This window comes from Polaromonas sp. P3_A5 (assembly GCF_056403055.1).
In genome coordinates, this window is record NZ_JBFUGF010000001.1 from 426,644 (window position 1) to 452,144 (window position 25,501).

General features: G+C 62.4%; 24 protein-coding genes. 8 read left to right on the forward strand and 16 right to left on the reverse strand.

Features of this window, described 5'->3' with window-relative positions; all coding sequences use genetic code 11:
• Positions 1–160 precede the first annotated feature (160 nt).
• The 4 genes from AC1DU8_RS02075 to AC1DU8_RS02090 all read right to left on the reverse strand — a co-directional run bounded on the left by AC1DU8_RS02075 (position 161) and on the right by AC1DU8_RS02090 (position 5,010).
• Positions 161–2,092 carry a TRAP transporter large permease gene (locus AC1DU8_RS02075; RefSeq protein ID WP_477689579.1) on the reverse strand — a complete coding sequence of 644 codons (1,932 nt, stop codon included), beginning with the start codon at positions 2,090–2,092 and terminating at the stop codon, positions 161–163.
• Between the two features lie 64 nt (positions 2,093–2,156).
• Complete coding sequence (locus AC1DU8_RS02080; RefSeq protein ID WP_457281277.1) at positions 2,157–2,783, reverse strand: TRAP transporter small permease subunit; 627 nt, start codon at positions 2,781–2,783, stop codon at positions 2,157–2,159.
• 77 nt (positions 2,784–2,860) lie between these two features.
• Positions 2,861–3,970, reverse strand: coding sequence for a TRAP transporter substrate-binding protein (locus AC1DU8_RS02085; protein ID WP_477666521.1), 1,110 nt, complete (start codon positions 3,968–3,970; stop codon positions 2,861–2,863).
• A 152-nt stretch (positions 3,971–4,122) separates the two neighbouring features.
• Positions 4,123–5,010, reverse strand: coding sequence for a PPK2 family polyphosphate kinase (locus tag AC1DU8_RS02090; RefSeq protein ID WP_477666522.1), 888 nt, complete (start codon positions 5,008–5,010; stop codon positions 4,123–4,125).
• A gap of 200 nt (positions 5,011–5,210) precedes the next feature.
• Between AC1DU8_RS02090 and AC1DU8_RS02095 the strand changes: the two genes are divergently transcribed.
• Entirely contained in the window at positions 5,211–5,654 is a 444-nt protein-coding gene (locus AC1DU8_RS02095) for a rhodanese-like domain-containing protein (RefSeq protein ID WP_477666523.1), read from the forward strand.
• Between the two features lie 224 nt (positions 5,655–5,878).
• Positions 5,879–7,129 (forward strand): alpha-hydroxyketone-type quorum-sensing autoinducer synthase, encoded by a 1,251-nt coding sequence (cqsA, locus tag AC1DU8_RS02100; RefSeq protein WP_457281273.1) that lies wholly within the window; start codon positions 5,879–5,881, stop codon positions 7,127–7,129.
• Between the two features lie 8 nt (positions 7,130–7,137).
• Here cqsA and AC1DU8_RS02105 read toward each other — a convergent pair whose 3' ends face one another.
• Complete coding sequence (locus AC1DU8_RS02105) at positions 7,138–8,124, reverse strand: response regulator (protein ID WP_457281272.1); 987 nt, start codon at positions 8,122–8,124, stop codon at positions 7,138–7,140.
• A gap of 47 nt (positions 8,125–8,171) precedes the next feature.
• Positions 8,172–9,380, reverse strand: a complete 1,209-nt coding sequence (locus AC1DU8_RS02110) for a sensor histidine kinase (protein ID WP_457281271.1) — start codon at positions 9,378–9,380, stop codon at positions 8,172–8,174.
• 183 nt (positions 9,381–9,563) lie between these two features.
• On the opposite strand from AC1DU8_RS02110, the gene AC1DU8_RS02115 reads away from it, so the two are divergent.
• Together AC1DU8_RS02115 and AC1DU8_RS02120 are read left to right on the forward strand one after the other, a co-directional pair.
• Positions 9,564–10,232, forward strand: a complete 669-nt coding sequence (locus AC1DU8_RS02115; RefSeq protein WP_477666524.1) for a helix-turn-helix transcriptional regulator — start codon at positions 9,564–9,566, stop codon at positions 10,230–10,232.
• 79 nt (positions 10,233–10,311) lie between these two features.
• Positions 10,312–11,079, forward strand: coding sequence for a type III pantothenate kinase (locus AC1DU8_RS02120; RefSeq protein ID WP_457281269.1), 768 nt, complete (start codon positions 10,312–10,314; stop codon positions 11,077–11,079).
• A 141-nt stretch (positions 11,080–11,220) separates the two neighbouring features.
• Here AC1DU8_RS02120 and AC1DU8_RS02125 read toward each other — a convergent pair whose 3' ends face one another.
• Positions 11,221–12,753: a wax ester/triacylglycerol synthase family O-acyltransferase gene (locus AC1DU8_RS02125; protein ID WP_477666525.1), complete on the reverse strand. Its 1,533-nt coding sequence runs from the start codon at positions 12,751–12,753 to the stop codon at positions 11,221–11,223.
• Positions 12,754–12,897: 144 nt separating this feature from the next.
• Between AC1DU8_RS02125 and AC1DU8_RS02130 the strand changes: the two genes are divergently transcribed.
• Complete coding sequence (locus AC1DU8_RS02130) at positions 12,898–13,152, forward strand: acyl-CoA-binding protein (RefSeq protein ID WP_457281267.1); 255 nt, start codon at positions 12,898–12,900, stop codon at positions 13,150–13,152.
• An 82-nt stretch (positions 13,153–13,234) separates the two neighbouring features.
• Here AC1DU8_RS02130 and AC1DU8_RS02135 read toward each other — a convergent pair whose 3' ends face one another.
• The 7 genes from AC1DU8_RS02135 to AC1DU8_RS02165 form a co-directional block, all read right to left on the reverse strand.
• Positions 13,235–14,209 carry a Bug family tripartite tricarboxylate transporter substrate binding protein gene (locus AC1DU8_RS02135; RefSeq protein WP_457281266.1) on the reverse strand — a complete coding sequence of 325 codons (975 nt, stop codon included), beginning with the start codon at positions 14,207–14,209 and terminating at the stop codon, positions 13,235–13,237.
• An 84-nt stretch (positions 14,210–14,293) separates the two neighbouring features.
• Complete coding sequence (locus AC1DU8_RS02140) at positions 14,294–15,277, reverse strand: Bug family tripartite tricarboxylate transporter substrate binding protein (protein ID WP_457281265.1); 984 nt, start codon at positions 15,275–15,277, stop codon at positions 14,294–14,296.
• A 35-nt stretch (positions 15,278–15,312) separates the two neighbouring features.
• The gene (locus AC1DU8_RS02145; RefSeq protein ID WP_457281264.1) at positions 15,313–15,705 is read right to left on the reverse strand and encodes a VOC family protein; all 393 of its coding nucleotides are present in this window, start codon (positions 15,703–15,705) and stop codon (positions 15,313–15,315) included.
• On the reverse strand, positions 15,702–16,652 hold the full coding sequence (locus AC1DU8_RS02150; protein ID WP_457281650.1) for a hydroxymethylglutaryl-CoA lyase: 951 nt from the start codon (positions 16,650–16,652) through the stop codon (positions 15,702–15,704). The genes AC1DU8_RS02145 and AC1DU8_RS02150 overlap by 4 nt, the downstream gene beginning before the upstream one ends.
• A gap of 89 nt (positions 16,653–16,741) precedes the next feature.
• Complete coding sequence (locus tag AC1DU8_RS02155; RefSeq protein ID WP_477726384.1) at positions 16,742–17,995, reverse strand: CaiB/BaiF CoA transferase family protein; 1,254 nt, start codon at positions 17,993–17,995, stop codon at positions 16,742–16,744.
• A gap of 33 nt (positions 17,996–18,028) precedes the next feature.
• Entirely contained in the window at positions 18,029–18,961 is a 933-nt protein-coding gene (locus AC1DU8_RS02160) for a LysR family transcriptional regulator (protein WP_477701667.1), read from the reverse strand.
• A gap of 20 nt (positions 18,962–18,981) precedes the next feature.
• Entirely contained in the window at positions 18,982–19,314 is a 333-nt protein-coding gene (locus AC1DU8_RS02165; RefSeq protein WP_477726385.1) for a polyhydroxyalkanoic acid system family protein, read from the reverse strand.
• Between the two features lie 394 nt (positions 19,315–19,708).
• Between AC1DU8_RS02165 and AC1DU8_RS02170 the strand changes: the two genes are divergently transcribed.
• From AC1DU8_RS02170 to AC1DU8_RS02180, 3 genes are all read left to right on the forward strand, one after another.
• Positions 19,709–20,623, forward strand: coding sequence for an alpha/beta fold hydrolase (locus AC1DU8_RS02170; RefSeq protein ID WP_477666527.1), 915 nt, complete (start codon positions 19,709–19,711; stop codon positions 20,621–20,623).
• A 235-nt stretch (positions 20,624–20,858) separates the two neighbouring features.
• Positions 20,859–21,665 (forward strand): class I SAM-dependent methyltransferase, encoded by an 807-nt coding sequence (locus tag AC1DU8_RS02175; protein WP_457281260.1) that lies wholly within the window; start codon positions 20,859–20,861, stop codon positions 21,663–21,665.
• Complete coding sequence (locus tag AC1DU8_RS02180; RefSeq protein ID WP_477726386.1) at positions 21,662–22,132, forward strand: GNAT family N-acetyltransferase; 471 nt, start codon at positions 21,662–21,664, stop codon at positions 22,130–22,132. The genes AC1DU8_RS02175 and AC1DU8_RS02180 overlap by 4 nt, the downstream gene beginning before the upstream one ends.
• A 51-nt stretch (positions 22,133–22,183) precedes the next feature.
• On the opposite strand, the gene AC1DU8_RS02185 is transcribed toward AC1DU8_RS02180, so the two are convergent.
• Both AC1DU8_RS02185 and AC1DU8_RS02190 read right to left on the reverse strand, forming a co-directional pair.
• Positions 22,184–23,323 (reverse strand): aminopeptidase, encoded by a 1,140-nt coding sequence (locus tag AC1DU8_RS02185; RefSeq protein WP_457281258.1) that lies wholly within the window; start codon positions 23,321–23,323, stop codon positions 22,184–22,186.
• A gap of 6 nt (positions 23,324–23,329) precedes the next feature.
• Positions 23,330–25,459 (reverse strand): molybdopterin-containing oxidoreductase family protein, encoded by a 2,130-nt coding sequence (locus AC1DU8_RS02190; RefSeq protein ID WP_477726387.1) that lies wholly within the window; start codon positions 25,457–25,459, stop codon positions 23,330–23,332.
• Positions 25,460–25,501 lie beyond the last annotated feature (42 nt).

Here is a 25,501-nt window from a genome sequence, read left to right on the forward strand (position 1 = left end):
TCGATCTGTGATCTGTTTGATTGACGTTTACGTAAACGTCAATCTTAGCCGGTAAGCCGGCGCCGATCAAGTGTGCGCCGTGTAGCGGTGCGAGCAAAAAAAAAGGGACGCGGAGCGCCCCTCTTTGCCAAAGCCTGGTACCCAATGGCTTCCGGCCTGTTTACCCGTACAGGTATTTAGGCAGCCAGAGCGTCAACCCGGGCCAGATGTACATGAACACCATGCACAGGATCACGATCAGCATGTAGGGCATCATGCCGGCGAAGATCTGGTTGATGGTCACATGCGGTGGCGACACCCCCTTCAGGTAGAAAGCCGACATCGCCACGGGCGGCGACAGGAAGGCCGCTTGCAGGTTCACGAAAACCAGCACGCCCCAAAGAATCGGATCGATCTGGAAATGCTGCAGCAGCGGCAGGAAGATGGGCACGAAGATCACGATGATCTCGGTCCACTCCAGTGGCCATCCCAGGACGAAGATGATGGCCTGCGACAGCAGCAGGAACTGCAGTGGTGTCAGATTCATCGACATCACCCATTCCTCGACGACGCGCTGGCCGCCCAGCAGAGCGAAAACCGCGGAGAAGAGTGCTGAACCCACAAACAGCCAGCACACCATGGAGGTCGTCTTGCAGGTCAGGAACACCGCCTCCTTGATTTTCTGAAAGTCCAGCGTGCCGGCATGCCAAGCCATAAGAAAGGCGCCGGCCGCGCCAACGGCCGCCGATTCGGTTGCGGTTGTGATGCCGAACAGGATGACCCCCAGCACGACGATGGTCAGCAGCGCGAGCGGCATGACCGAGCTCACCAGCATCCGCAGGATCTCGAACTGCTCGGCGTCGAAGCGCCGGTAGTACCACAGCAGCAGTCCCGCCATCAGCACGCAGGCGATGGCAAAGCCCGTGTAGAAGGACTCGGGCACGGGTGCGGTCTGTGGCCCCGAACCCGAGGGCTCGCCGATTTCCTGCAGTGGTGCGTCGGCGGTGGTTGCTGCTGTCGATGGCTTCGCATCTTCCGATCCCGGCGGCGCCTGCAAGCCGCCGGCTTCGGCCGGCTCCTTGGCCGTGTCGCCGGGTTCTTTCAGCCCTTCTTCCGCAGGTGGTTCCTGGACTCCGCCGGTGACTGCGGGCCCCTGCAGGCCTCCGCCTGTCGGCGCTGCGGCCTTGGCGGCGCGTGCCGCCGCCACCTGGGCGATGTTGTCGGCCTGCGAATGGATGACCACATACCACCAGGTGCCGCCCAGAGTCGCCAGCGCGAACACCACCGGCACCAGGGCAGTGCCCAAGCTGCGCAACAGGAAGCCGCGGCTGACTTGGGCGCCCGCCTGCAGCGCCTTGCCCGGAGCCGCGATGGCCATGGCCAGCGCCTGCAGCGCCCTGCGTGAATAGGCGGCGGTCACCTGCTGCAGCCAGAGTGGCACCGGCGCGCGGTTCTGCTCCGGCGGCAGCTTGGGCGCGATCTTGGGGTTGAGCATGACCCAGCCGACGATGTAGACCAGGTAGAGCAGGGCCAGGAAGAAGCCGGGGAACATGGCCGCCGCGTAGAGCTTGACCACGGACTGGCCGGCGACGGCGGCGTAGACGATGATCATCACCGAGGGCGGGATCAGGATGCCCAGCGTGCCGCCGGCGGTGATCACGCCGGCCGCCAGTCGCGTGTCGTAGCCGGCGTTGAGCATGGGCCGCATGGCGATCACGCCCATCAGCACCACCACAGCGCCCACCAGGCCACTGGCGATGCCCCAGAACGTGCAGATGATCAGGGTGGTGACCGCCAGTGAGCCGGGCACGCTGCGGAACGCCAGCTGCACACTATGGAACATCTTGTCCACCAGCGCGCCGCGCTCCATCACATAGCCCATCAGCACAAACAGCGGAATCGATAACAGGGTCTCGTTAGTCATCGCTCCAAAAGCGCGCTGGACCATCAGGTCGAAGATCCTGTTTTCCCAAAAATGGGTGGACGGATCGTAGAAGGCCACGAAGCCGAACGCCATGCCCAGGCCCATCAGTGTGAATGCGGTGGGAAAGCCCATCATGATGACGACCACGATCAGACCGAGCATGGTCATGCCGAGTACTGCGTTGCTCACTTGGAGACCTCCGCCCTGTGGGCTGCGGTGCCAAGAATCTTCGGAACGGCCGGGCGATTCATGTTCAACCTTTCAGGCCGGCGGATTTTTCGATGGCCAGCCGCTTGGCTTCTTCATCGACAAACTCGCTGCCGGCCAGCTGCTGCGCGACCACATCGGATTCCTGGGCGTCCTTGAGCCGAGGTGTCCAGATGCCGGTGCGGATGCAAACGACGCAGCGCAGGATCTCGGACAGCCCCTGCATCAGCACAATGGTGCCAGCCACCGGGATCACAAACTTGAACGGATACAGCGGGATTGGGGTGGCGTTGAAGGTTTGTTCGCGCATCGCCAGTGACTCATTGAAGTATGTCCAGCCGGCCCAGGTCAGCGCCATAATCCCGGGCAGGAAGAAGACGATGTACAGGACCAGGTCCAGCCAGGCCTGCGTGCGGGGCTTCAAGTTGCCGTAGAAGAAGTCGCCGCGCACATGGCCGTCATGCGCCAGCGTGTAGGCGCCCCCCAGCATGAACAGCGTGCCATACAGCATGTTATTGACGTCGAAGATCCATGCGGTGGGCGCGTTGAGCGCGTAACGCTTGAAAACTTCAGCGCAAACGACCACCATGAGGATCACGATGAGCCAGGCGGCGGCCTTCCCGACCCAGGTGCTGATGTGGTCAGCCGTGTGAAGGATTTTTTGTGTATTCATTTTGAACCGGTGTTCCCATCAAAAAGGCCAGCCATCCAGGGTTGGACGGCTGGCCGGCTTCGCCGGGGCTCGCAGGCTCAGGCTTTCTTCTTGCCGAAGGAGTGGTTGTAGGCCATCTTGAAATCGACCATGTAGTCGTTCTGCCAGGGGATTGTGCGTGCGGCGTAGGCTTTCTGCGAGTCGATCACCTTCTTGAACAGCGGGTTGGCCTTGGCTTTGTCCTCGATGATCTTGTCCCAGGCTTCCAGCTGTGCCTTGAGCACGGCGTCGGGCGTCTTGTAGAACTTGATGCCCTGCTTTTTCATCTCGGCGTAGTCGGTGGAGTTACGGTCGATGGCCTTCCAGCTCATGTCGGCGCTGGCCGCCTGCACGCCATAGTCGATGATCGCCTTGAGTTCGGCCGGCAGCGCGTTGTACTTGCCTTTGTTGAACAGGATCTCGAATTGCTCCCCGCTCTGGTGAAAGCTCTGCAGCATGCAGTTTTTGACCACGTCTGGGAAACCCAGAACGCGGTCGGAGCTGGCGTTGTTGAACTCGGCCGCGTCGATCAGGCCGCGGTCCAGTGCCGGCACGATCTCACCACCGGGCAACGGGTTCACGGAGGTGCCCATCGCGGTGAAGATGTCGACCGACAGGCCGACCGTGCGGAACTTCAGACCCTTCATGTCACCCACCTTGGCGATCGGCTTCTTGAACCAGCCCAGCGGCTGCGTAGGCATGGGGCCGTAGAGGTATGACACCACATCCATGTTGATCGACTTGTAGATTTCTTCCAGCAGCGCTTTGCCGCCGCCATAGTTGTGCCAGGACAGGACCATGTTCGGGTCCATGCCGAAGGCCGGGCCGGAGCCCCACAGGGCCAGGGCGTTGTTCTTGCCATAGTGATAAGCCACCACGCCGTGTCCACCGTCAAGGGTTCCCTTATTCACAGCTTCCAGTAGCTGAAAAGCCGGCACCACGGCGCCGGATGGAAGCACCTCGATCTTCAGTCGGCCCCCGGCCATGTCATTGACCTTCTTCGCGAAATCGTTGGCGTATTCATGGAAGATGTCCTTGGCCGGCCAGGTGCTCTGGAAGCGAAAGGACGTTGTCTGCGCCATGGCGACCATGGGGGCGGACAGGGCGCCGGCGGCAATCGCGGCGCCTTTCAGCAGGCCGCGCCTGCGGGGGCTTTTGCTCTCGGTCATGACTTGTCTCCTGTTGTTTCGAAAAATATAAGAGGACTCATCATTCCGTCTTGCCCATTCCTTACAAAGAGGGTTTCCACCAACGCTACAGGTTGTTGCCCCTTCTCAGGGTGAAACTGTTTGTGCGTGACCGACAGGAGCCCGCGAGGAGCTCAGGTGACTTTCAGCCCCCTGAGGGCCGGATCGCCCGGCGGAAAGCGTAGCTTCAGTTCCAGCAACCGGGCCCGGACGAGGGTGGCGATCATCAGGTTGCGATGCGTCTTGGAGTCAGCCGGCACCACGGTCCAGGGTGCCCAAGGAGTGCTGGTGGCCTGAAGCAGTGCTTCGTAAGCCTTTTGGTACTGCTTCCACTGTTTGCGAACCTCCAGGTCGCCCGCGCTGAATTTCCAGTGTTTGGCGGGGTCATCTAGTCGCTCCTGCAGCCGTTGCTTTTGCTCATCGGGACTGATATGCAACATGAACTTGAGGATCACCGTACCGGTTTCCGAGAGCATGCGTTCGAAGTCGTTGATGTGCCGGAACCGCTGTGCTGTTTGTGCCGGTGTGATCCATCCGTTGACGGGCGGCAGCAACACATCTTCGTAATGGCTGCGGTTGAAAATCGCGATCTCCCCCGTGCCCGGCATCTGTTGATGGATTCGCCACAGGTAGTCATGCGCCCGCTCGTCTTCCGTCGGCGCCTTCCAGCTGACCGTCCGTACGCCCAGCGGGCTGATGCGCCCAAAGACACCGCGCAATGTTCCGTCCTTGCCTGAGGTGTCCGTTCCCTGCAGGACCACAAGAAGTTTGTAGCGTTTGTCCGCGTAAAACAGGTTTTGCAATCCGTCAATCTCCGTGGCCAGTGCTTCGACGGCAGCTTTATCGCGTAGCTTGTCGCCCGTCGAGAACGGCTTGGCGGCCGGGTCAAGGCTGGCAAGAGAAAACCCCTTGGGCTTCGACGGAGAGGGTTGCCAGGGGGCTACGGTTTTGGCCAGAGCCTTGAAGCTTGCCTTGCCAGGCTGTACCTTTTGTGGAGAAGGTGTGTCGGCGTTGCGGGGCATCGGGGTCTCCTGCAGTTCATGGGTAGGGTGATTGTGCATGTCACACCTGCGCCAGGGATGCGCGGCCTGCCTATGCCCTCACTGTCTGGCGTGTGGTTGCAGGGGGATAAACTTGATCTGCTGGTTTCGGGTCGCTGTCATGCGGTGCATGCATGCCCGATATGCCTGTTGATCAACACCCCGAACTGAGAGGCCCTGTGATGAAAAAAAACACTTCTGCAAATGGTTCCGCGCAACCTGGTGTCCAGACTGCTTCCGGCTATGCCGGCGATATTTCTGCACAGCTGGCTTTTGAATGGATGCAGTCGGGCGAAGCCGTGCTGGTGGATGTACGAACTGACGCCGAACGTGAATGGGTGGGTTATGTACCCGGCTCTGTCCCCCTGGCCTGGAAGCAATGGCCGGGCATGGCAATGAACGCAGGATTCGATGAGGGGCTGAAAGCTGCCGTGCCCGCCGGCAAGAAGGCAGTGCTGTTGTGCCGCAGCGGCGTGCGTTCGGTCGCGGCGGCCAAACGCGCGACCGAGCTGGGCGTCGAGGCTTACAACATCCTCGAAGGTTTTGAAGGCGATGCTGATGACCAGGGGCAGCGCGGCCGCAAGGGAGGCTGGCGTTTTCGGGGCTTGCCCTGGAAGCAGGGCTGAAATTCCGGTAAAACCCTGAATTGAAGCAGTCCTGTGCGTACCTTTGGTAACTTGTATATGTAAGTGAATGGCGCATTTATTTCACAAAAATGAAGTGAATAGTTCGCATGACTTTGTCTGAAGTTTGATGTATGGGGGTGCCCCCTGTTAGTTCTGACAGGGGGTAAGGCGTATCAATTTGTTTGAGCGCTTTCAATGGGGTTCCTCTTTTTAACGGAGTCCCCATGCAAGTACTCGAACGCAAACTTTCCCCTGACACCGCACACTTTTCCAACCCTGCCCTTGGGGCCCAGCTGTGCCAGCGAATATCCCGCGACTTCACGCCGCGCTGGAACCACCAGTGGAGCGGAAAGTTCATGCTTCATGGCAAAACACCGGACTCCAATGCCATCCGGCTGGACGGCAACGACTACCTCAGCGTCACGGGCCATCCGCACATCGTTCACGCGCAGGTGGAAGCCTTGCGCAAGGAGCAGGAGTTTGTGGTGCAGTCCGGTGTCTTCCACCTGAATCAGCATCCCACACACACGCTGGAGCTGGCACTGGCATCCTGGGTGGGCAAGGACGACGGCTTCATTTGCCAATCGGGTTATGCGGCCAATGTCGGCCTGCTGCAGGCGATTGCCGATGCGCAGACCCCTGTATACCTTGATACGCTGGCCCATGCATCGTTGTGGGAAGGCGCCCATGCGGCGCGCGCCCCGGCTTTCGCTTTTCGCCACAATGATCCGGTTCATCTCGCCCGGATGATCGCCAGGAACGGCCCGGGCATCGTGGTGGTCGATTCCGTGTACAGCACCACGGGTGCCATCTGCCCCCTGGGGGAAATTGTCGATGTGGCCGAGCAGCACGGCTGCATGATCCTGGTGGATGAATCGCACTCGCTGGGCACACACGGCCCGGAAGGTGCGGGGCTGTGCGCCGAGTTGGGCCTCACCAGCCGCGTGCACTTCATCACCGCCAGCCTTGCCAAGGCTTTTGCGGGCCGGGCCGGCTTTTTTACCGCGCCGGCGCACATGCGCTATTACATTCTCTGTTCAAGCTTTCCCAATATCTTCAGCTCCAGCCTGCTGCCGCACGAGATTGCCGGCCTTGCAGCCACGCTGGAGGTGATCCGCAACAGCGACGATGCGCGCGCAAGGCTTCACGCCCACACGCGCAGGTTGCGGTCTGCCTTGAGCGAGCTGGGCTATCCCATCCACCAGGGCAGCCAGCAGATCATTGCGCTGGAGGTTGGACTGGAATCCGACACCATGGTGTTGCGGGACCGGCTGGAGGAGCGCAACGTGTTTTCGTCGATGTTCTGCGCGCCGGCCACCAGCAGCAAACGCGCGATGATGAGGTTAACCCTGAATGCCGGGCTGATGGATTCCGAACTGGACCATGTGGAAGCGGTCGCGCGCGAGATCGCGCCGATCGTGAAGCCATGGGACTGGCCGATTGCACGGCGCGCCCGGGCCGGCCAGGAGGCATGATGCCGGCGTCAGTCCTGAAGGTGTCTCTCACCCGAGGTGGCAATAAATCGCTCGTGGCTGCTCATGAAGCCGGGGTTAAAAGGCTCGCCGACGGTAAAAAGCGCCGCATGAAGCACGGTCGGACCGGAGGCGATGGCGAAGGCCTGGCGCGGCTGGGGTTTGTGGCCGGCGCCCAGCGCCAGCTGCAGTTCCAGGTCGATGAGTTTCCTGCCTGCCGCCACGTCCTTCACGGTCGCGGCATCCCAGCCTTGCGATGCCGCCATTTCGGCAAGCTCTGGCAGGTTCCCGGCGGGTTCCAGCTGCAACCAGCTGACGCTGCCTTTACGGTCAAGGGCCAGCACACCGAAGGGTGCACCTATCACCACATGCTCGATCCAGCCTTGCCGCAGTGCCAGGTTTTCCAGCTCCTGCGCGACGGATGGTTCGCACAGCAGCGCATGCTGCGTGCGGGACAGCGTCGCCCGCCAGGTCTGCTGGTGCCGGGGATCGGGCTGTCGCAGCAGCGCCTGCACCGCATCGGTCAGGCGCAGCCGGATCTCCGGAGATTGCTTGGGAATGAATTGTTCGATCAGCCCGCGGTTGAAGGCCGACACGGCAAGTTGCTCGTCGGCCCGGCCTGTCAGCAAAACGCGCGAACCCGACCAGCCGGTCAGCTCGCTCAACACCCTCAGTCCGCTCATGGCCGGCATGGAATAGTCCACCACACAGACCTGCGTGAGCGCAAATCGCGCCGTGCCGTCTTCCCGCCAGTACTGCAGGATTTGCGGGATCAGGGCCGTCCCCTCGCGCCATCGATTGATGATTTCCTGCTGGCGCCAGGCATCCGCTTCCCAGCGCACCGGCTCCTGGAGCAGCAGGTCTATACACGCCACCGGGCGCAGGAACAGGCGTACACACCAGTCCAGCGGCATGACTTCCGCGAGCATTTCGAGATAATCCGGGTCGTCGTCCAGGAAAACCACGCCTCCGGGACGGCGGTAAAGTGCAAAGGACATGTTGTCAGTCTAGCGCGGGTTGTCAAAAGCAAATCATGTGCAAGGTATCAGGCCGTAATCGGCAGCTCGATGGTAAAAGCAGCTCCCACGGCGAACTCTGATTTCACATGAATGGTGCCACCTGCGCTTTGTACCACTTGCTGGCAAAAGGCCAGGCCCAGGCCATGCCCCGTGCCGCGGTTGCTCGAGAAGAACGGCTTGAAAATCTGCGGCAGCAAGGCAGCGTCGATACCCATGCCCTCATCGGCCACCATGATGCGGCCGCGCGCCTGCGTCCTGCCGACTTCAATGCGCAGGGCGCCGTGCGGGTATTTCGAGTCAGCCGCCATCAGGGAATGCAGCGCGTTCTTGATGAGGTTGTCCAGCACCTGGGAAAACTGTGTGGCGGAAGAACGGAAGGTGAAGTCATCGTGAACAAGCACCCGCACGCATTCCCTCTGGCGACTCGACTGGTAGGGATACGCCGCCACGACATCCTGGACCAATTTGCCGGCCGCGACCTGTTGGGTATGCCGTGGCAGCTGCAGCAGCTTGGCATTCGCGATCTGTGTGTCGATCTGGTGGTTCATGTTTCGAACCAGTGCGTGAAGGCGCAGCGCCAGTTTGTCCAGCTGCAGCGCGCGCGGGTTGTCGGGCTGGCGCTGTACCTCCAGCTGGATCGCATCGCCCAGCAGGGCTGCCGTCGACAGCGGCGTGCGCAGCTCGTGCGCCATGATGCCGATGGTAGTGAGCGTGCTGGAAAGCTGTTCCCGCCGCAGGTTGGCCGAGGAAAGGTTCAGCACCAGCGCGATCGACCAGGCAAACGCAAATACCACGGCATGCACGGTGCGCTGGTCTTCCGGCAGGGAGGGAACCGCCGGCCCCACGTACAGGAACATGACCCAGGCCAGCCCCCCACCGGTGATGGTGCCCAGGGTCGCCAGGCGCCAGTCAGTGACATGGTAGTAGATCAGCACCATGGCCGCCAGGGTGGCCAGCCACACGGTATTGCTGCCGTTGCACAGGTACATCCAGCTGAACAGAACCGGCAGTTCGAGCCAGAACACCACGCCAAACACCCGTTGCGCCAGCCTGCTTCCCGGGTCATGGTTGACGCGTTTGGTCATCAGGCTGTAGCCCAGTACGCTGGCCACGACGCGCAGCGGCAGGTTTTCATAGGGCTGCGGCAGCCAGACCGACCAGATCCAGGCGAACAGGGCGTTGCCCGAAAAAAAAGAAAGACCCAGCCACCACAGCCGTCGCGGGGATGGATGCAAAATGGGCTCCAGGGGCGCAAGGATCAGTTCCTCGCGCAGCCACTGAAGCAGGGGACGCCGCGCAAGCCACGCGTGAAAGCGAGCGCTCCTCACGTTAAGAACTTCTCCAGCACAACCGGGAACCTGACTGATGATGCATTTGACATTTGACTGTATTGTCCCGGTTCTCATCTCGTCAAGCTAATGCTGTTACCTGCCAACTTTGACAGCGTCAGCCTGGATGGCGTCATCAGCGACTGGCTGTGCGCCCTTCGCGAGTTCTCGGTCGAAGCGCTCATGGTGCTCGGCCCCGACCCGTTCGGGGGGCAGGAAGACCGGCTGGTGCTGGCCATTCACCCTCCGCGCCTGCTGGATGCCGCCGAGGCCCTGGCAGAGAGCCGGGACTTCGGCGCCCCGTGGCGCGATTCCGACGCACCTCTTGTCGCCTGGCAGGATATTTCCAAAACCGCTTTCGAAAGCCTGGGCCGCTGGCGCCGGCTGTGGCTGGCTCACGGTTACCAAAGCGTGGTGCGCATCGCCTTTCCATTGACGGTGGGGCGGGCCTTTGAATGCTACCTCTTCAGCCCGCGCCAGTGGCATGACCGCAGCGAGGCGGCCTTGCTGGCCTGGTCGGCCCTCAACATCTGGCCGCTGCTCAAGCGCGCGCTGGCCGAAGCGCGCAGTCCGCTGAGCCCGCGCGAACTCGAATGCCTGAGCCTTGCCTTCCAGGGGATGACGGCACGCGAGACCGGCGAGTTGCTGGCCTGCAGCGAACGCACGGTGAACTTTCACCTCTCAAATGCCATGACCAAACTCAAGGTCGACAACAAGCTGGCCGCCATCCAGCGCGCGTGCTGGTTCGGATTGATCTGAGCGTTCTTTGCCGCGTCTACTGGAAAACCTGTAGGCCTGCGCCTGCAGGTGCGCTTCAAACCTGTTCATAATCCGCCAAATGACCTTTCTAGCGCTTGACGTGGGTAACACCCGCCTGAAATGGGCCCAGTACGAAGCCCCTGTGCCCAGGGCCAAGCTGCTGGCGCAGGGTGCGGTGTTTCTGGAAAACATCGACAAGCTGTCCGAAGAAGAGTGGGGCGGCATGCAACCTCCGTCGCGTATCCTCGGCTGCATCGTTGCCGGCGACGCCATCAAGCGGCGTGTGGTCGAGCAAATGGAACTCTGGGACGTGGCGCCGCACTGGGTCGTTTCCAGCCCGCATGAGGCTGGTGTCACCAATGGCTATGACCATCCGGCCAGGTTGGGCGCTGACCGTTGGGTGGCCATGATCGGTGCGCGCCACCGGCTGCTGGCGCGCGGCATCAACAAGCCTTGCGTGGTTGTCATGGTGGGTACCGCCGTGACGGTCGAGGCGATCGACGCTTCCGGAAAATTCCTGGGCGGCTTCATTCTTCCAGGCCACGGCATCATGTTGCGCGCGCTCGAGTCCGGCACGGCCGGTCTGCACGTTCCCACCGGCGAGGTGCGCGACTTTCCCACCAATACCAGCGATGCGCTGACCAGCGGCGGCACTTTCGCCATTGCCGGTGCGATACACCGCATGGTGGAAAACGTCGCCCGCCACTGCGGCGAAACACCCGAATGCATCATGACCGGCGGCGCTGGCTGGAAGATGGCGCCCAGCATGTCGGTGAAGTTTGAGCTGGTGGACAGCCTCATCTTCGACGGACTGTTGGCCATCGCCTCACAGCGTTTTGCAGCCTGACGTCCTTTCCGCGCGGTGGAGTTGCCGCGGGATGTGCTATCAAAAAAGTAGCTGCTTGCGCCCGTCCTTATTGGGCTAGGGCCATAAAAACCTCAAAAAATTAACCGGAACTTCCTGGCAGCTGCGACGCACAGCGAGGGCTCACTCTCCCCAGGGCAGCATCAGCGTCACGATGGACAGCTTGGCGAACTCCGGCACAAACTCGTCGATGATGTGCTGCGGCTCCGGGCACAGGGTGCTGTCGGTGATCACGCCGAACTGCACGCCGCCGCCGTAGCTCAAGATCGACACGCCCAGCCCCACGTCGCCCGACTGCGGTACCCAGAACATGCTTTGCTCCAGTGTCGAGCCGCAGAACTTGAGCTTTTCGCGCGGGCCAGGCACGTTGGTCATCACCGCCGTGGTTTTCTTGGCAAAGAGGTTGAGCATCACGTCCTGCGCCGGCTTGATCAAAAGGCCCGCCACCGCCAGCAGGCTGAAAGCCAGCAACGGCTGGTAGCTGCCCTTGAGCGCAGCCATGCGCCGGCGCACCTCGTAGACGCGCTCGATCGGATTCTCCACCCCGATGGGCAGCACCAGCGGCACCAGGCCGAACCGGTTGCCCAGCTTGTGCGCCTGGTCCAGCGGCCGCAGGTTGACCGGCACCATGGCGCGAATCTCCTGGCCCGCCACATCGTCACCGAAGGTTTTCAAATATTCGCCCAGGGCGCCGGCCACGCAGCTGAGCAGCACGTCGTTGATCGAGCAGTTGAGTGCCTTGCCCACGGCTTTGACTTCATCCAGCGGAATCGGCTGGCACCAGGCCACTTTTTTTGCGCCGCCTGGCTTGCCTTTGAGCCGGGTCTTGGAGTCGTCGGGCATCAGGGCCAGCGCGGCGCCGTCCTTGAGCACCTGCATCAGGACCTTGGCCATGTCCATGGAGCCGTGCATGCCGTCTTCCATGCCCTTTTTGGGGTCACCCAGCATGCCCAGCGAGCGCGCTGCGCCTTCACCGACGGCGCCCAGTGCCTTGACGGTGATGTCGGTGAAGGGCTTGAGCAGGGTGTCGGCAATCCAGTCTTCCGTGCCGGTAGCCGCCGCAGCCTTCGTGCGCCGCTCAGGCGGCGGCGTGCCGCCATCGACCAGCGACATGGTCACGGAGATCAGCGCAATGCCGTCGGCGATGCAATGATGGATGCGCACGATCATCGCGCTGCCCTTGACGCCATCGGGCCCGGTGTAATCCTCGATCAGGTGGATTTGCCACAGCGGGCGTCTCGGATCCAGGCGCTGGGTGGCAAGCACGGCCACGCGGTCCTGCAGGGCCTGCTCCTGGTTGGCTGATTTGGCCAACTTCTCCTGCACGACATGGTTGGCCAGGTCGAAGTTGCGGTCCATCACCCAGGTGGCGCCGGCGGCGTCTTCCATCACGCGCTGCCTGAAACGGTCGTACTTCAGCAGGCTGTTTTCGATGCGTTCGCAGACGGCAGCGTACTTGACGCCCGGCGCCAGCTGCCAGACGCCCACGATCATCATGAGGTTGGCATCGTTGTCCATGCGCAGCCAGGCCGTGTCGACCTTGCTCATGCGCTCCCCTGAAATGCCCAGGGTTCCCGAGACGGCCCGCTTGACGTTCTTCTGGACGTTTTTTGCCACTTTGCGGCCTGCGGCCTGAGCGGTAACGCGTGTAACCATGAGCACTCCCGAATGCAAAACTGATGCGAACTCACCCCGGATGGGGTAAGTTCCCTATTTTGCAAGGAACGGCCTGGCTAAGATACCGGGCAGTTACCCCAAGCCACCTCATTGGTGACCCACTTCTAAAAACGGAGATTCTTCATGTCAGACCTGAAAGCCGCCTTCGACAAAGCCATGGCCGATTCGAAAAACCTCAGCGAGCGCCCTGACAACGCCACGCTGCTGAAGATTTATGCGCTCTACAAGCAGGGCAGCATCGGCGACAACGCCGAGAAAAAGCCCGGCTTCGGCGACATGGTCGCACGTGCCAAGTGGGACGCCTGGAACAACCTCAAGGGCACCTCGCAGGATGACGCGATGCAGCAGTACATCGATTTGATCGCCGATCTGAGCTAAGACTCTCTTCCACAAAAAAGCGGCACAGCCCTGGCGCAATTTGCACCGGGGCTGTGCCGCTTTTTGCTGGCTGTTAAAGACTTCAGTCGGCTTTAATGTTCGCCAGTTTCACGATCCGGTCCCACATCTTGCGCTCGTTGTCACCCAGGGTAGCCAGCTCGGCGCCGCTCATCACAACCGCTTTCGCGCCTTGCTCTTCGGCGCGCTTCCTGAAGCCTTCCGATTCCACCACCTGCTTGATGGCCAGCGAGAGTCGGCCTTGCAGGTCGGCGGACAGTCCCGTCGGCCCGTAGACCGCGAACCACGACGATGCCACCAGCGGCACACCCGTCTCGATAGCGGTCGGCACATTGGGTTGCGCGGCCAGGCGCGTGCGGCCGGTCACCATCAGCGCCTTGAGCTTGCCTGCGCGGATGTGCGGCAGCAGCGGCGGCGGTGTGGTGATGGTGAAGTCCACCGTGCCGGCCAGCAGGTCGTTAAGCGCCGGGCCCGTACCGCGGTAGGGGATGTGCACCATGAAAGTCTTGGTCAGGTCCTTGAGCAGCTCGGTCGTCACATGCTGCAGCGAGCCGTTGCCGCTGGATGCATAGTTGACCTTGCCTGGGTTGGCCTTGACGTACTTGATGAAGTCCACAAAGTTGTCGGCGGGAAAGTTGCCGCGTACCACCAGCAGCTGCGGCGCGTCAATCAAATGGCCTAGCGGCTTGAGGTTGGTCGCCGGGTCAAAGCCAGGCACCGGCTGGATCAGCGGCGTGATGCATTGGTAGCCCGAGTACTGCACCAGCAGGCTGGTGCCATCGGCCGGGCCTCGCGCGACCATCTGGCCGGCGATGTTGCCGTTGCCGCCGCCGCGGTTGTCCACGACCACCGAGGTTTGCAGAATCCTGCCCAAGGGCTCGGCCAGCATGCGTGCCGCAATGTCGGTGGTGCCACCGGCCGCTGTGGGCACAATGAGTGTGATGGGTTTGCCGGCGAGCTGCGCACGCACCGGGTTGAGCCATGCGGCCGTGCTCAGGCTGGCGACGGTCATGAGGGTTCTGCGGGAAATAAGGGTCATGGTTGTCTCCGGATAGTATTTTTTCGGGGAAGGGTGGCTCAGGCCGGGCAATGTCCGACCAGATTTTGGCTGAAGGGCGGTGGATCAGTCGATGCGGGCGCCAGAGTCCTTGACGATCTTGTTCCAGCGCGGCAGGTCGCCCTGGATCAACGCAGCAAACTGCGCTGGGCTGGCGGTCATCACGTCGCAGCCTTGTGCCGCGAGCTTGTCCGCCACGTCCTTGCTGGCCAGGGTCTTTTCAAGGGCGGCCTGCAGCTTGACGATGACTTCCCTGGGCGTACCGGCGGGCGCCAACAGCCCATACCATGGTGTCGAGCCGAAGCCTGGCAGGGTTTCGCCAATCGTCGGCGCATTGGGCAAGGAGGCCAGACGCTTTTCGTTCACCACGCCAAGCACCTTGATTTTTCCGGACTGCAGGAAGGGCAGCGCCGACGGCAGGCTCTGCACCGACACCGGAATCTGTCCGCCGGCAACATCGGTGGCTGCGGCAGCCGAAGCCTTGTAGGGAACGTGCAGCATGTCCACGCCGGCCGCCCGCTTGAACATTTCGCCGATCAGGTGGTTCAGCGTGCCGTTGCCGGCCGAGGCATAGCTGATCTGGCCGGGGCTGGCTTTTGCCTGGGCAATCAGCTCGACCACCGAATTGGCGGGAAAGGCCGAGTTGGCAACCAGCACATAGCCGGCGTTGGCCACCAGGCCGACCGGCTCGAAATCCTTCACGGGGTCGAAACCGGTGCTTTTGTAGATGGCGGGATTGATGACGTGCGCGCTGTTGGTCGTCAGCAGCAGGGTGTAGCCGTCGGGCCTGGCTTTGGCCACCTGGGCGGTGCCGACATTACCGCCCGCGCCGGGCCGGTTATCAACCAGAAAGGTCTGGCCCATGATTTCGCCGAGCTTTTGGGACACGATGCGCGCAATGGCATCGTTGGCGCCGCCCGCCGCCTGCGGAACGATGACGGTGACCGGGCGGCCGGGATAGGCCTGCTGCGCCGCGGCAGGCAGTATTGCCAGACCGGTCATCGCCCCTGCCAGGATGGCGAGATGGTGGAAGAAATTACGTTGTCTCATGTCGTTGTCTCCGGTTGTAGTTTTGGGATGCTGTTTCAGGCGGGTTCGGAAATCTCTATCAAATTCAGGTCGGGGTCGCGCACATAGACCGAGCGGATCTTTTGTGTGGCGCCGGTACGCAGCACGGGGCCTTCAATGATTGGACAGCGCTCCCGCTCGAGATGGGTGATCACGTCAGCAAGCGGGACACCGGCCAGAAAGCACAGGTCCAGAGCGCCGGGCACCGGCAGGTGGGCTCTGGGTTCAAACTCGCGCCCTTTGACATGCAGGTTGATCTTCTGCTTGCCGAACTTGAAGGCCTTGCGCTCTACAGGTGGTGTGCCGCCGGTGAAGGTTTCCAGCGTCATGCCCAGCACGCGGGTGTAGAAGTCCACGCAGGGGGCTTCGTCCGAGGTGGTCAGCACCAGGTGATCCAGTTGCCGAATCATGCCGAGGCGGCCCTTAGCTCGGCCACATAAGGCGGTGGCTCATGCAAATCGGTAATCCGGCCGGCCTTGGCCACCTGCCCAGGCACGTCATGGCCGACGATGCCGGGCATTTGCCGCGCCACCGCAAGCAGCTTTTCAAGGTCCATACCGGTGTCGTAACCCATCGCATGCAGCATGTGTACCGCGTCTTCGCTGCTGATGTTGCCGCTGGCACCGGGCGCGTAGGGGCAGCCGCCCAGGCCACCCAGCGAGCCGTCAAACCGCGTAATGCCGCCCTGCACGGCCGCCAGCACGTTGGCCAGGCCCATGCCGCGCGTGTTGTGAAAGTGCAAGGTCAGCTGCAGGCCTTCAAAGCGTTGTTGTAGCGCCTCCACCATGCGGCCGACTTGAGCCGGGTGGGCCATGCCGGTGGTGTCGCAGATCGTGAGGCCGCGCACGCGGTCTGCGCCGAAGGCGGCGAAGCGATCGCTCCAGCGCAGCACTTCGTCCTCGACCACTTCGCCTTCCATCGGGCAGCCGAAGCAGCACGACAGCGAAATGTTGATGGGCGTGCGGCCGTCAACATGGCGAATGACATCAGAGAGCGCGGCAAAGCTTTTCTCGCGGGGCATGCGCAGGTTGGCCAGGTTGTGGGTTTCCGATACCGACATCACCAGGTTGAGTTCGTCGGCCCGCGACTCCAGCGCTCGCTCCGCCCCGCGCAGGTTGGGCACCAGCACGGTGTACTCCACGCCGGGCACACGGCGTATGCGGCCCATCACCTCTTCGGCATCGCGCAGCATGGGGATGGCCTTGGGCGAGGTAAACGATGTCACTTCGATCTTGGCGTAGCCGCATACGCTGAGGGCATCGACCAGCGCGACCTTGTCATCGGTTGGGATGAAGTTCGGCTCGATCTGGAAGCCGTCACGCGTGGCGACCTCGTTGAAATGGATCTTGACCCCCACGCTTTTCACTTCGTGTAATACGCTGCCCCCCGAGGGGGCTATGCTTGCTTGGGGCGGCCCGGCGCGGCGCACTTCACGTTTCAGGGTGTTCACGATTTGACATCCTTTCCAGCCACGATGCCTTTGTCCTTGAGCGCCTGAATCTGTTCGATTGAAAGCCCGATCTCGCGCAGCACCGCATCGGTGTCTTGCCCCACCTGCGGCGCATTTCGGCGGTGCCCGCCCGGCGTGCGCGAAAGCTTGGGCACGATGCCGGGAACGGCCAGCAGGCTTCCGTCGTCCATCTTTACTTCATCGAGCATGCCGCGCGCCTGGTAGTGCGGGTCAGCAACGATATCGGCCACGGTGTAGATGCGGCCGGCGGGCACCGAGACCTTGTCGAGCGCCGCCAGCACCTCGTCTACTGTGAGATTCAACGTCCATTGGCCGATGGCCGCATCGATCTCGGCCACGCGCGCCACGCGGCCCGCGTTATCGGCCAGCGCCGGGTCGTTGCCGAGATCGCTGCGGCCTATGGTGGCCATCAGCCGTTTAAAGATGCTGTCGCCGTTGCCGGCCACCAGCGCATAGCCGCCGTCCTTGCACAGATAAGCGTTGCTGGGCGCAATGCCGGGCAGGGCGCTGCCGGCCGCGCCGCGCACCGCGCCAAAGGCGCTGTATTCAGGCAGCAGGCTTTCCATGCAGTTGAACACCGCTTCATAAAGCGCCACGTCAATCACCTGGCCTTTGCCGGAGCGCTGGCGTTCCTGCATCGCCAGCAGGATGCCGATCACGCCGTGCAGCGCGGCCAGCGTGTCACCAATGCTCACGCCGACGCGCACCGGCACACGGCCCGGCTCGGCCGTCAGGTGGCGCAGGCCGCTCATGGCCTCGGCCACCACGCCGAAGCCCGGCTTGTCGCGGTAAGGGCCGGTCTGGCCGTAGCCGCTGATGCGAAGCATGATGAGTCGTGGGTTCAGCGCCAGCAATTCGTCGGGTCCCAGGCCCCAGCCTTCCATGGCGCCCGGGCGGAAGTTCTCGATCAGCACGTCGGCGTCAAGCGCGAGCTGGCGCACGATGGCCTGCGCTTCAGGACTCTTCAAATCCAGCGCCACCGAGCGCTTGTTGCGCGACTGCACCTGCCACCACACGGAAGTGCCGTCTTTCAGCAGGCGCCATTTGCGCAGCGGGTCGCCCGTGCCCGGCGTTTCGACCTTGATGATGTCGGCGCCGAAGTCCGCCAGCGTCTTGGCGGCAAAAGGCCCGGCAATCAGCTGGCCGAGTTCCAGCACTTTGAGCCCGGTGAGCGGGCCCTGGCCGGGAGCGTGGGTAGAAGCCGCGAGGGATTTTTCAGGGGAGGGCATGGGCGGCAGTGTGCCGCCGCGGTCCGGCTCCGTCTATTTCCGTTTTAGGGCTTTAGGTTTCGCGTTTTGCGAAAGCGGGGTAAGAAAATCCACCAGCGATGCAATCCCCGCATCTGACTGGCCCGCCATGGTGGCCGTCAGCAGGCGGCGCTGGGCCCAGGCGTCGGCCAGCGGCCGCCAGCTGAGCTTCATGCTTTTGACCATGGGTAGCGTCGCGGCCTTGGGCAGGATGGCGACGCCCAGGCCGGAGGCCACCATGTGGCAGACGGCGTCAAAGCTGCGCACCTGCATGCGCAGCTTCAGCGGTCGGTTGGCGGCCAGCGCGGCTTGCTGCTGCTTTTGCAGCATGGCGGCGCCGGCGGTCAGGCTGATCCATTCTTCGTCGAGCGCATCGACAAAGGCCAGCGGCGTTTTGCCTGCCAGCGTGTGGCCGGCCGGCAGGATCAGCACCAGCTCGTCTTCGCGAAAGAGACGCGTGTCCAGCCCTGTGGTGTCGGGCCCTTCCACAAATACCGCCACATCGGCCCGGCCTTCGCGCAGAGTGGCCGCCACGGCTTCCGACACCTGCTCTTCCAGGTCGATATGCACCTGCGGATGCAGCTCGCCATAGCGCGCCAGCAAGGGCGGCAAAAACTGGCTGATGGCGGCGCTACTCGCGCACAGGCGGATGTGGCGCGCGATGCCGCGCCGCAGGTCGGCCAGTTCGCCGCCCAACTGTTCCATGGTCTGCAGCAGCGTGAGCCCGTGTTTGACGAAGACGCGGCCCGCCGCCGTGGGGAGTAGCCCGCGTGGATGGCGTTCGAACAGCGCGTCGCCCAGGGCGTCCTCAAGCTCCCGGATGCGCCGGCTGGCGGCAGCCAGCGCCAGGTGCGAATCGCGTGCAGCGGCCGTCAGGCTGCCTGTCTGGGCGCAGGCCACCGCCAGGCGCACCGACACCAGGTCAAACCGGGCGAGGTTGTAGCTCACGGGGAAATGAGCCTGAAAACTCAGGCCGCTTTCTTTTTGGCGGTGGCTTTTTTGGCCGCAGGCTTTTTCGCGATCAGGGTGTCCAGGTTTTTCACGATTTCGTCCTCGATCCTGTCCTTGAAGGCGCCGAGCAGGAAACCCAGCTTGGCCTGGAGATCGAAGCGGTCCTTGGTGACGGTCAGCGTGCCGCTGACACCCGAGCGGGTAAAGCTGACCAGGTCTTCGTCCTTGCCCTGTTCGTAGGTGCATTCCATGTCGAATTTTTCTTCGGCCTGCTCGGCCCATTTGAAGGCGATCTTGCGCGCCTCCGCAAGGCCCAGGGTGTGTTCGCGCTGGATCTGGATGTCAGCCATTGGTGGTCTCCGTGTTGTTGATTTGAAGCGCCTTGTGCCGTTCGTCTTTGGCAGCCGGGCCAGCCGTTTGACTGCATCATAAAACGCTTACCGGTGCCGACGTTTCGTTCAGGCAGTATTTCAAAGCGGGCTACGCTTTCGGCCCTGTTCAAGACACTGCGTTGTGATGTGATACTGAGCACTGTTGACGCACCCCCATCTACCCGTGCGTTGTCAGACAAATTTGCAACAGCCCCCTCTTTTGAAGAATCCAAATTCCATTCATTTTTGCAAAAGCGCCGATGGAACGGCCATCGCTTTCACTGCAACTGGCTGCGGGCCACCAGTCGTATGGGTCACCCTGCAGTACACCGACAACGACCTGACATCGCCTGGACCCGCGAGCAGGCACTGGATGGACGCGCTGGCCGCCCGCCACACCGTGATCAGGCTCGATATGCGGGGCTGTGGGCTTTCGGAGCGAAAACCTGAGCGCATGTCCCTGGATGCCTGGGTGGAAGACATTGAGGCGGTCGTCAATGCAGCGGGTCTGACGCGCTTTGCCATGGTGGCGGTGTGTACGGGGGCGTATGCGGCAATCGAGTATGCCGCCCGCCATCCTGCCCGGTTGACGCGCCTGGTTATCTATGGAGGGGCCGTTCGCGGGCGTTTGCGGCGTGAACTGACTCCCGCGCAACGGGACGATGCCATGGCGGCGTTGCAGGTGTATGAATCCGGACTGGATGGGCGAAGCGAGTTTGCGGTGTCTTTCCGGCGCATATTCACGGCACAATTTCTCCCGGACGCCTCGGCCGGGCAACTTGAGGCCCATGATCGAATCGTCAGCCAGCGCATGAACGGCGCCATCGCTGCGCAGAGCGTCCGGGCGTTCTATGACCTTGATCTCAGCGAAAGTGCGAAGCGGATTGACACTGCATGCCTGGTTCTACACGCCCGCCGAGACATTTTGTATCCGATAGACGAAGGGCAAAGACTGGCCACACTCATTCCTGCCGCACGCTTCGTTCCGATTGACTCGCACAACAACATCCCTTTGGTGGAGGAGCCGGCATGGCCCGGGGTGCGCGATACCGTGCTTGAATTTCTCGCCGGCAACGAGGGCGCTGTGGCACCTGCTTTCCGGCTGACAGTGCGCCAAGCCGAGGTGCTGAGGCAGGTAGCGCAAGGACAGACCGACAAACAGATCGCACGCACACTATCCCTGAGTCCTCGTACGGTTGAAATGCATGTGAGCGCTGCCTTGAAAGCCCTGGGTAGCAAGACGCGGGCTGAAGCTGCGCACCGGGCCGCGCAATACGGGATTTTCTAGCCCGGTCGTGGTCAGAGAGTCGGCTTGGCTACGGTATTGCCTACCGGGCCGAGATCTCTGGATACCGTAGTTCACACACTGTGCAGAGCCTTGCAGGGGCTGGATACTGCTCTTTCGAGAATCACGTTGCTGGCGTCACATCGACGATGTATGCCTGACCGATTGGGGCATCCCGTGCGGGCACTTTGCCGCAGCTCTGGAACGACATGACAACCAAAAAAAGGATCCATGAAGGATGAAAAGCTACCCGCTGCACAGCAGTGAAAAAGAGCGCGACAGGTTGAAAATGCAGGGGCTGGCGATACTGCCGCTTACCGAGAACCTGTTGACAGGGGCCGGCGTACAGCCTGGGTCCCAGGTCCTGGAACTGGGCTGTGGAAGCGGTGATATGACCTTGTTGCTGGCAAGCCGTGTGGGGCCCGGCGGCGAAGTGACGGCGGTGGACCGGGACCCGGCCCAGCTTGATGCCGCTGCGTTGCGCATCGCTGATTCGGGTTTTCAGAATGTGAAGTTTGTTTTGGCTGATCTGGACGATTTTGAGCCACCCCGGATGTTTGACGCTGTGGTTGGGCGGTACTTCCTGCTGTACATCGCAAGTCCCGAGGCTGCTGTTGCACGCGTGGCCAATTGGGTCCGGCCGGGAGGAGCGATGGCGTTTCTGGAAATGGATTTTTTCCGCGGCGTACACAGCAGCATCTGGCCGCCTGCATCGCCAGAAACACATGAGGCGATTGTGTTCATAGGCGATGTCATGCTGGACGCAGGCATCAATCCGTACATGGCAGCAAGGCTCCCAAGTATTTTGACGCGCTACGGCAGTGTGCAGGTGCAGACATCAGCACCTCTTCAGTATGGTGCACGTTCAATCGAACTGCCTCTGGAGGCGGTCAGGTCGGTCACACCCATGGCTCGAAAGCTCGGGCGTGCTGATGCGGATCATCACGATGTCGACGCGTTGCTGGCCCGGGAATTGGCGGGCCGCGACGAGCACACTGTGACCGTGCCGCCCATGTCTGTTGCTGCCTGGGTTCAACTGGCATGAGGCACGCAGCATCTCCTGTGTGCATTGGCCATCTTGCCGACCACCCGCAGCATCTCGCGGCGCTGGCCGTGTGGCACCAGGCGCAATTCGGCTATCTCAATACATCGGTTACGGGTGAGCAGCGCACGCAGAGGCTGAAGGCATCCGCGCAGAAGGGCGCGTTGCCGATGACCTTTGTGGCGGTCTGCGAAGGCCGGCTTCTGGGGTCGGCAAGCCTGCTGCCGCAAACGATTACCCATTCCCACTTATCGCCTTGGTTGTCCAGCGTTTATGTCGCGTCCGAGCACAGGAACAAGGGGATTGGGTCGGCGCTGGTCCGGCATGTGGTTCGGGAGGCCGCCGGCATGGGCAAAGACAAGGTCTACCTGTTTACGCCGAACAGCGAAGCCTTGTATGCCCGGCTCGGCTGGAAAGTCGTCGAACATACGGAACATCAGGGACACCGCCTCACGATCATGTGCGTGTAAGCCTATAGATACGCCCCTCGCCGCATGTGCTGGGACGCTGCCCAGGCTGAACTACTCTTTGGGCTGTCCGGCCTTGCGTTGGTGACTGTGTGCCTGCGCAAGGTTCACCATGTTGTGTTCAAGTGCCTTGCGCCGTTCGTCCTTGGGTAGCCGGGACAGCTTTTTGACCGCATCATAAAACCGTTGCCAGTCGCGGCCCTCGCGTTCGAACAGCGCTTCAAAGCCCGGTACCAGTTCGTCGTACGCGGCCTGTGCGCCAAACGAGGCATTGTTGGCGTTCGCCACCCACTGGTCGTAGCCGGCAAAGCCGCCCCATGATGCCTTGAGTTCAGCATAGGCGTCGCGAAAGCGCTGGTGCGCTATCATTTTGCTAGCTATTTGCGCAGGTTCTGATTGGGCTGCGGCATCTTTTTGATCATAAATTGCGGCCAATTCGCGGCGCGTGGCCAGTGCCAGCGCGCGGAACTGCCGGCGCCGGCCGTCAAATACGGCGTAGGCCTTGCGTGCGTCGTCACCGGCTTGCGTGGCCAGCCAGCGCTCGCTGCCCAGGCGCTCGACGGCAGTGGCAAACGATTCATTGAACATCATGTCACCCGGCGCATACACCACCTGATGGGACAGTTCATGAAAGATCAGCCGGGCGAGTTCCCCCTCAGGGTAGCCGATGAAGGTGTTGAGCAAGGGGTCGCCGCCGGCCCAGTTCATCCAGCCCAGTGTGGAATACGCGGGCACGCCGTAAACGCTGGCTTCCAGGCCTTCGGCCTTGAGCCGCGCCGCTTCGGCGCGCGCGTCGGCCTCGTTGAAGTAGCCGCGGTAGCCGACACAACCTGTGACCGGGAAGCACCAGGTTTTGAGCGTGAGTGAAAACGCCGGCGCCGCCACCACGTTCCAGACCACGGCGCTGCGGCGCAGGTCGGCATAGCGGCGGTAGCTGGCGTTGTCCGGCAGTTTCAGCTCGGTCACCGCAAAGCTGCGGATGCGCTGCGACAGTTCCAGCCGGCTTTTTAATGAGGCCGATGTTTGCGCTTCGCCGAGCCAGTCGTCCACCGGCCGGGCGGCGTTGAGCATCTGCATGTGGCCGCTGACGGACTGCCAGTAGTAACCCAGGTCAGCACACCCCGTGAGGCATAACGCGGCTGCGGCCAGCGCAGCAGCCAGGCCGGTCAGTGTCTTGGCGCGCGTTCGGCTCACCGTGCCTCAGGCTGTTTCAGCGTCGCGCTGCACCTGCACCAGGCAATCGTAAAAGACGGGGCCGCGGCCCATGTCGGTCAGGTGCTGGCTGGTGAGCTGGTTCACGTTGGTGCCGTCCAGGCCCAGCTTGCGCCACCAGATGCCCAGGCCGTTGACCACGCCGGGGCGTGCCCGCGTGGAGACTTCAGCCTTGACCCGGTACTCGCCGCGCTGGTTGAACACCTTGACGACCGCGCCCGTGGTGATGCCGCGTGCAGCGGCATCGTCCGCATGAATCTCCAGCACCGGTTCGGTTTCCATATCGCGCAGGCTTTTCACGTTGACGAAGGTGGAGTTGAGGAAGTTGCGCGCGGGCGGTGAGATCATGGCCAGCGGGAACTGGTCGGATGTGTTGGCTGCTTCGTAATTGGGCACGTGGCCGGGCAGGCCGTCGGCGCCGGTGGCCGCGAGGCGCGCACTGAAGAACTCGCAGCGCCCGGAGGCGGTGGGGAAGTTGCCGGTGGCAAACGGCGCATCGGGCTGCGCCAGCGTGGCAAAGCCCGTGTCCAGCAATTGCCCAAAGTCCACCTTGTCGCCAAACGTGGCGCGGCACAGCTGCTCATCGTTGTCGGCAAAGCAGGGGTCGGTAAAGCCCATGTGGGCGGCCAGCTCGCGAAAGATCTGCGTATTGGGTTTGGCCTGGCCCATGGGCGCGATAGCGGGGCGATTCAGCAGCACGTCGGTGTGGCCATAGGAGGCATGCATATCCCAATGCTCCAGCTGTGTGGTGGCCGGCAGGATGTAGTCGGCGTAGTCGGCCGTGTCGGTCTGGAAGTGCTCAAGCACGACAGTGAAGAGGTCTTCACGCGCGAAGCCCCGAACCACTTTTCCGGATTCCGGCGCCACTGCCACCGGGTTGCTGTTGTAGACGATCAGCGCCTCGATCTTCGGGCCAAATTGAGGCGATGCAGCTTCGAGCAAGGCGTTGCCGATGGTGCTCATGTTGATGGTGCGCGGCTGGCGGCCCTGCAGCAGGTCGGGCCGCTGCAGGGCGGCTTTGTCGACGGGAAAGAGCCCCGAGCTGCTGAGCAGCACGCCACCGGCGCGATGCCGCCACGCGCCCGTCAGCGCGGGCAGGCAGGCAATGGCACGCGCCGCATTGCCGCCGCCGTGAACGCGCTGCATGCCGTAGTTCAGGCGGATCGCTGCGGGCTGTTTTTTGACAAAGCATTCGCCATAATCGCGCGCCAGCGAGCGGATCTGTTCCGCCGGCACGCCGCAGACCGCGGCTGCACGTTCGGGGGGCCACTGCAGCGCGCGCTCGCGCAGCCCGCCGTCCGGGCTTTGCCAGCCCAGCGTGTGCTGCGCAATGTAGTCGTGGTCGAGCCAGTCGTGGGTGATCAGCTCGTGCATCAGGGCCAGCGCCAGGGCGGCGTCGGTACCCGGCAGCAGCGAGATGTGCTCATGGCATTTCTCGGCGGTTTCGCTTTTTCGCGGATCGATGCAGACAAGTTTTGCGCCGTCGCGCTTGGCTTGTTGTGCGTAACGCCAGAAGTGCAGGTTGCTGCCGATGGAGTTGCTGCCCCAGATGATGATGAGCTTCGATTCGGCAAAAAACTCCACCCGCATGCCGACCTTGCCGCCCAGTGTTTGCGTCAGGGCCTCGCCGCCGGCTGATGAGCAGATGGTGCGGTCCAGGAATGACGCACCGAGTTGGTTGAAAAACCGGCCCGCCATGCTTTCGCCCTGCACCTGGCCCATGGTGCCGGCATAGCTGTAAGGAACGATCGCTTCGGGATTGCGTGCGGCGATGGGCTTGAGGCGGGCCGCAATGTCGGCCAGCGCCGCTTCCCAGCTCACCGGCTCGAACTGTCCGCTGCCTTTCGGGCCGCTGCGCTTGAGCGGGCTCAGCAGGCGCTCCGGATGGTAGGTGCGTTCGGTGTAACGCGACACCTTGTTGCACAGCACGCCGCCGGTATGCGGATGGTCCGGGTTGCCCTGCACGCGGATGGCCACGCCGTCCTCCACTGTGGTCAGCAGCGAGCAGGTGTCGGGGCAGTCGTGCGGGCAGGCACCCAGCACCTGTACGGCCGCAGGCTTCAGCCCGGTGTCAGGTTTGACCTCGGTCCTAGGGGAGATGCTGATGGTATTGCTCATGGTTCAACTTTATATTGACAGCCATACCGGCCCCCGGGGATG

Coding starts and splice junctions, on each gene's coding strand:
- AC1DU8_RS02080 (WP_457281277.1), bottom strand. CDS start 2,783: ATGAATACACAAAAAATCCTTCACACGGCTGACCACATCAGCACCTGG.
- AC1DU8_RS02085 (WP_477666521.1), bottom strand. CDS start 3,970: ATGACCGAGAGCAAAAGCCCCCGCAGGCGCGGCCTGCTGAAAGGCGCC.
- AC1DU8_RS02090 (WP_477666522.1), bottom strand. CDS start 5,010: ATGCCCCGCAACGCCGACACACCTTCTCCACAAAAGGTACAGCCTGGC.
- AC1DU8_RS02095 (WP_477666523.1), top strand. CDS start 5,211: ATGAAAAAAAACACTTCTGCAAATGGTTCCGCGCAACCTGGTGTCCAG.
- cqsA (WP_457281273.1), top strand. CDS start 5,879: ATGCAAGTACTCGAACGCAAACTTTCCCCTGACACCGCACACTTTTCC.
- AC1DU8_RS02105 (WP_457281272.1), bottom strand. CDS start 8,124: ATGTCCTTTGCACTTTACCGCCGTCCCGGAGGCGTGGTTTTCCTGGAC.
- AC1DU8_RS02115 (WP_477666524.1), top strand. CDS start 9,564: ATGCTGTTACCTGCCAACTTTGACAGCGTCAGCCTGGATGGCGTCATC.
- AC1DU8_RS02120 (WP_457281269.1), top strand. CDS start 10,312: ATGACCTTTCTAGCGCTTGACGTGGGTAACACCCGCCTGAAATGGGCC.
- AC1DU8_RS02125 (WP_477666525.1), bottom strand. CDS start 12,753: ATGGTTACACGCGTTACCGCTCAGGCCGCAGGCCGCAAAGTGGCAAAA.
- AC1DU8_RS02130 (WP_457281267.1), top strand. CDS start 12,898: ATGTCAGACCTGAAAGCCGCCTTCGACAAAGCCATGGCCGATTCGAAA.
- AC1DU8_RS02135 (WP_457281266.1), bottom strand. CDS start 14,209: ATGACCCTTATTTCCCGCAGAACCCTCATGACCGTCGCCAGCCTGAGC.
- AC1DU8_RS02140 (WP_457281265.1), bottom strand. CDS start 15,277: ATGAGACAACGTAATTTCTTCCACCATCTCGCCATCCTGGCAGGGGCG.
- AC1DU8_RS02145 (WP_457281264.1), bottom strand. CDS start 15,705: ATGATTCGGCAACTGGATCACCTGGTGCTGACCACCTCGGACGAAGCC.
- AC1DU8_RS02155 (WP_477726384.1), bottom strand. CDS start 17,995: ATGCCCTCCCCTGAAAAATCCCTCGCGGCTTCTACCCACGCTCCCGGC.
- AC1DU8_RS02165 (WP_477726385.1), bottom strand. CDS start 19,314: ATGGCTGACATCCAGATCCAGCGCGAACACACCCTGGGCCTTGCGGAG.
- AC1DU8_RS02170 (WP_477666527.1), top strand. CDS start 19,709: ATGGACGCGCTGGCCGCCCGCCACACCGTGATCAGGCTCGATATGCGG.
- AC1DU8_RS02175 (WP_457281260.1), top strand. CDS start 20,859: ATGAAAAGCTACCCGCTGCACAGCAGTGAAAAAGAGCGCGACAGGTTG.
- AC1DU8_RS02180 (WP_477726386.1), top strand. CDS start 21,662: ATGAGGCACGCAGCATCTCCTGTGTGCATTGGCCATCTTGCCGACCAC.
- AC1DU8_RS02190 (WP_477726387.1), bottom strand. CDS start 25,459: ATGAGCAATACCATCAGCATCTCCCCTAGGACCGAGGTCAAACCTGAC.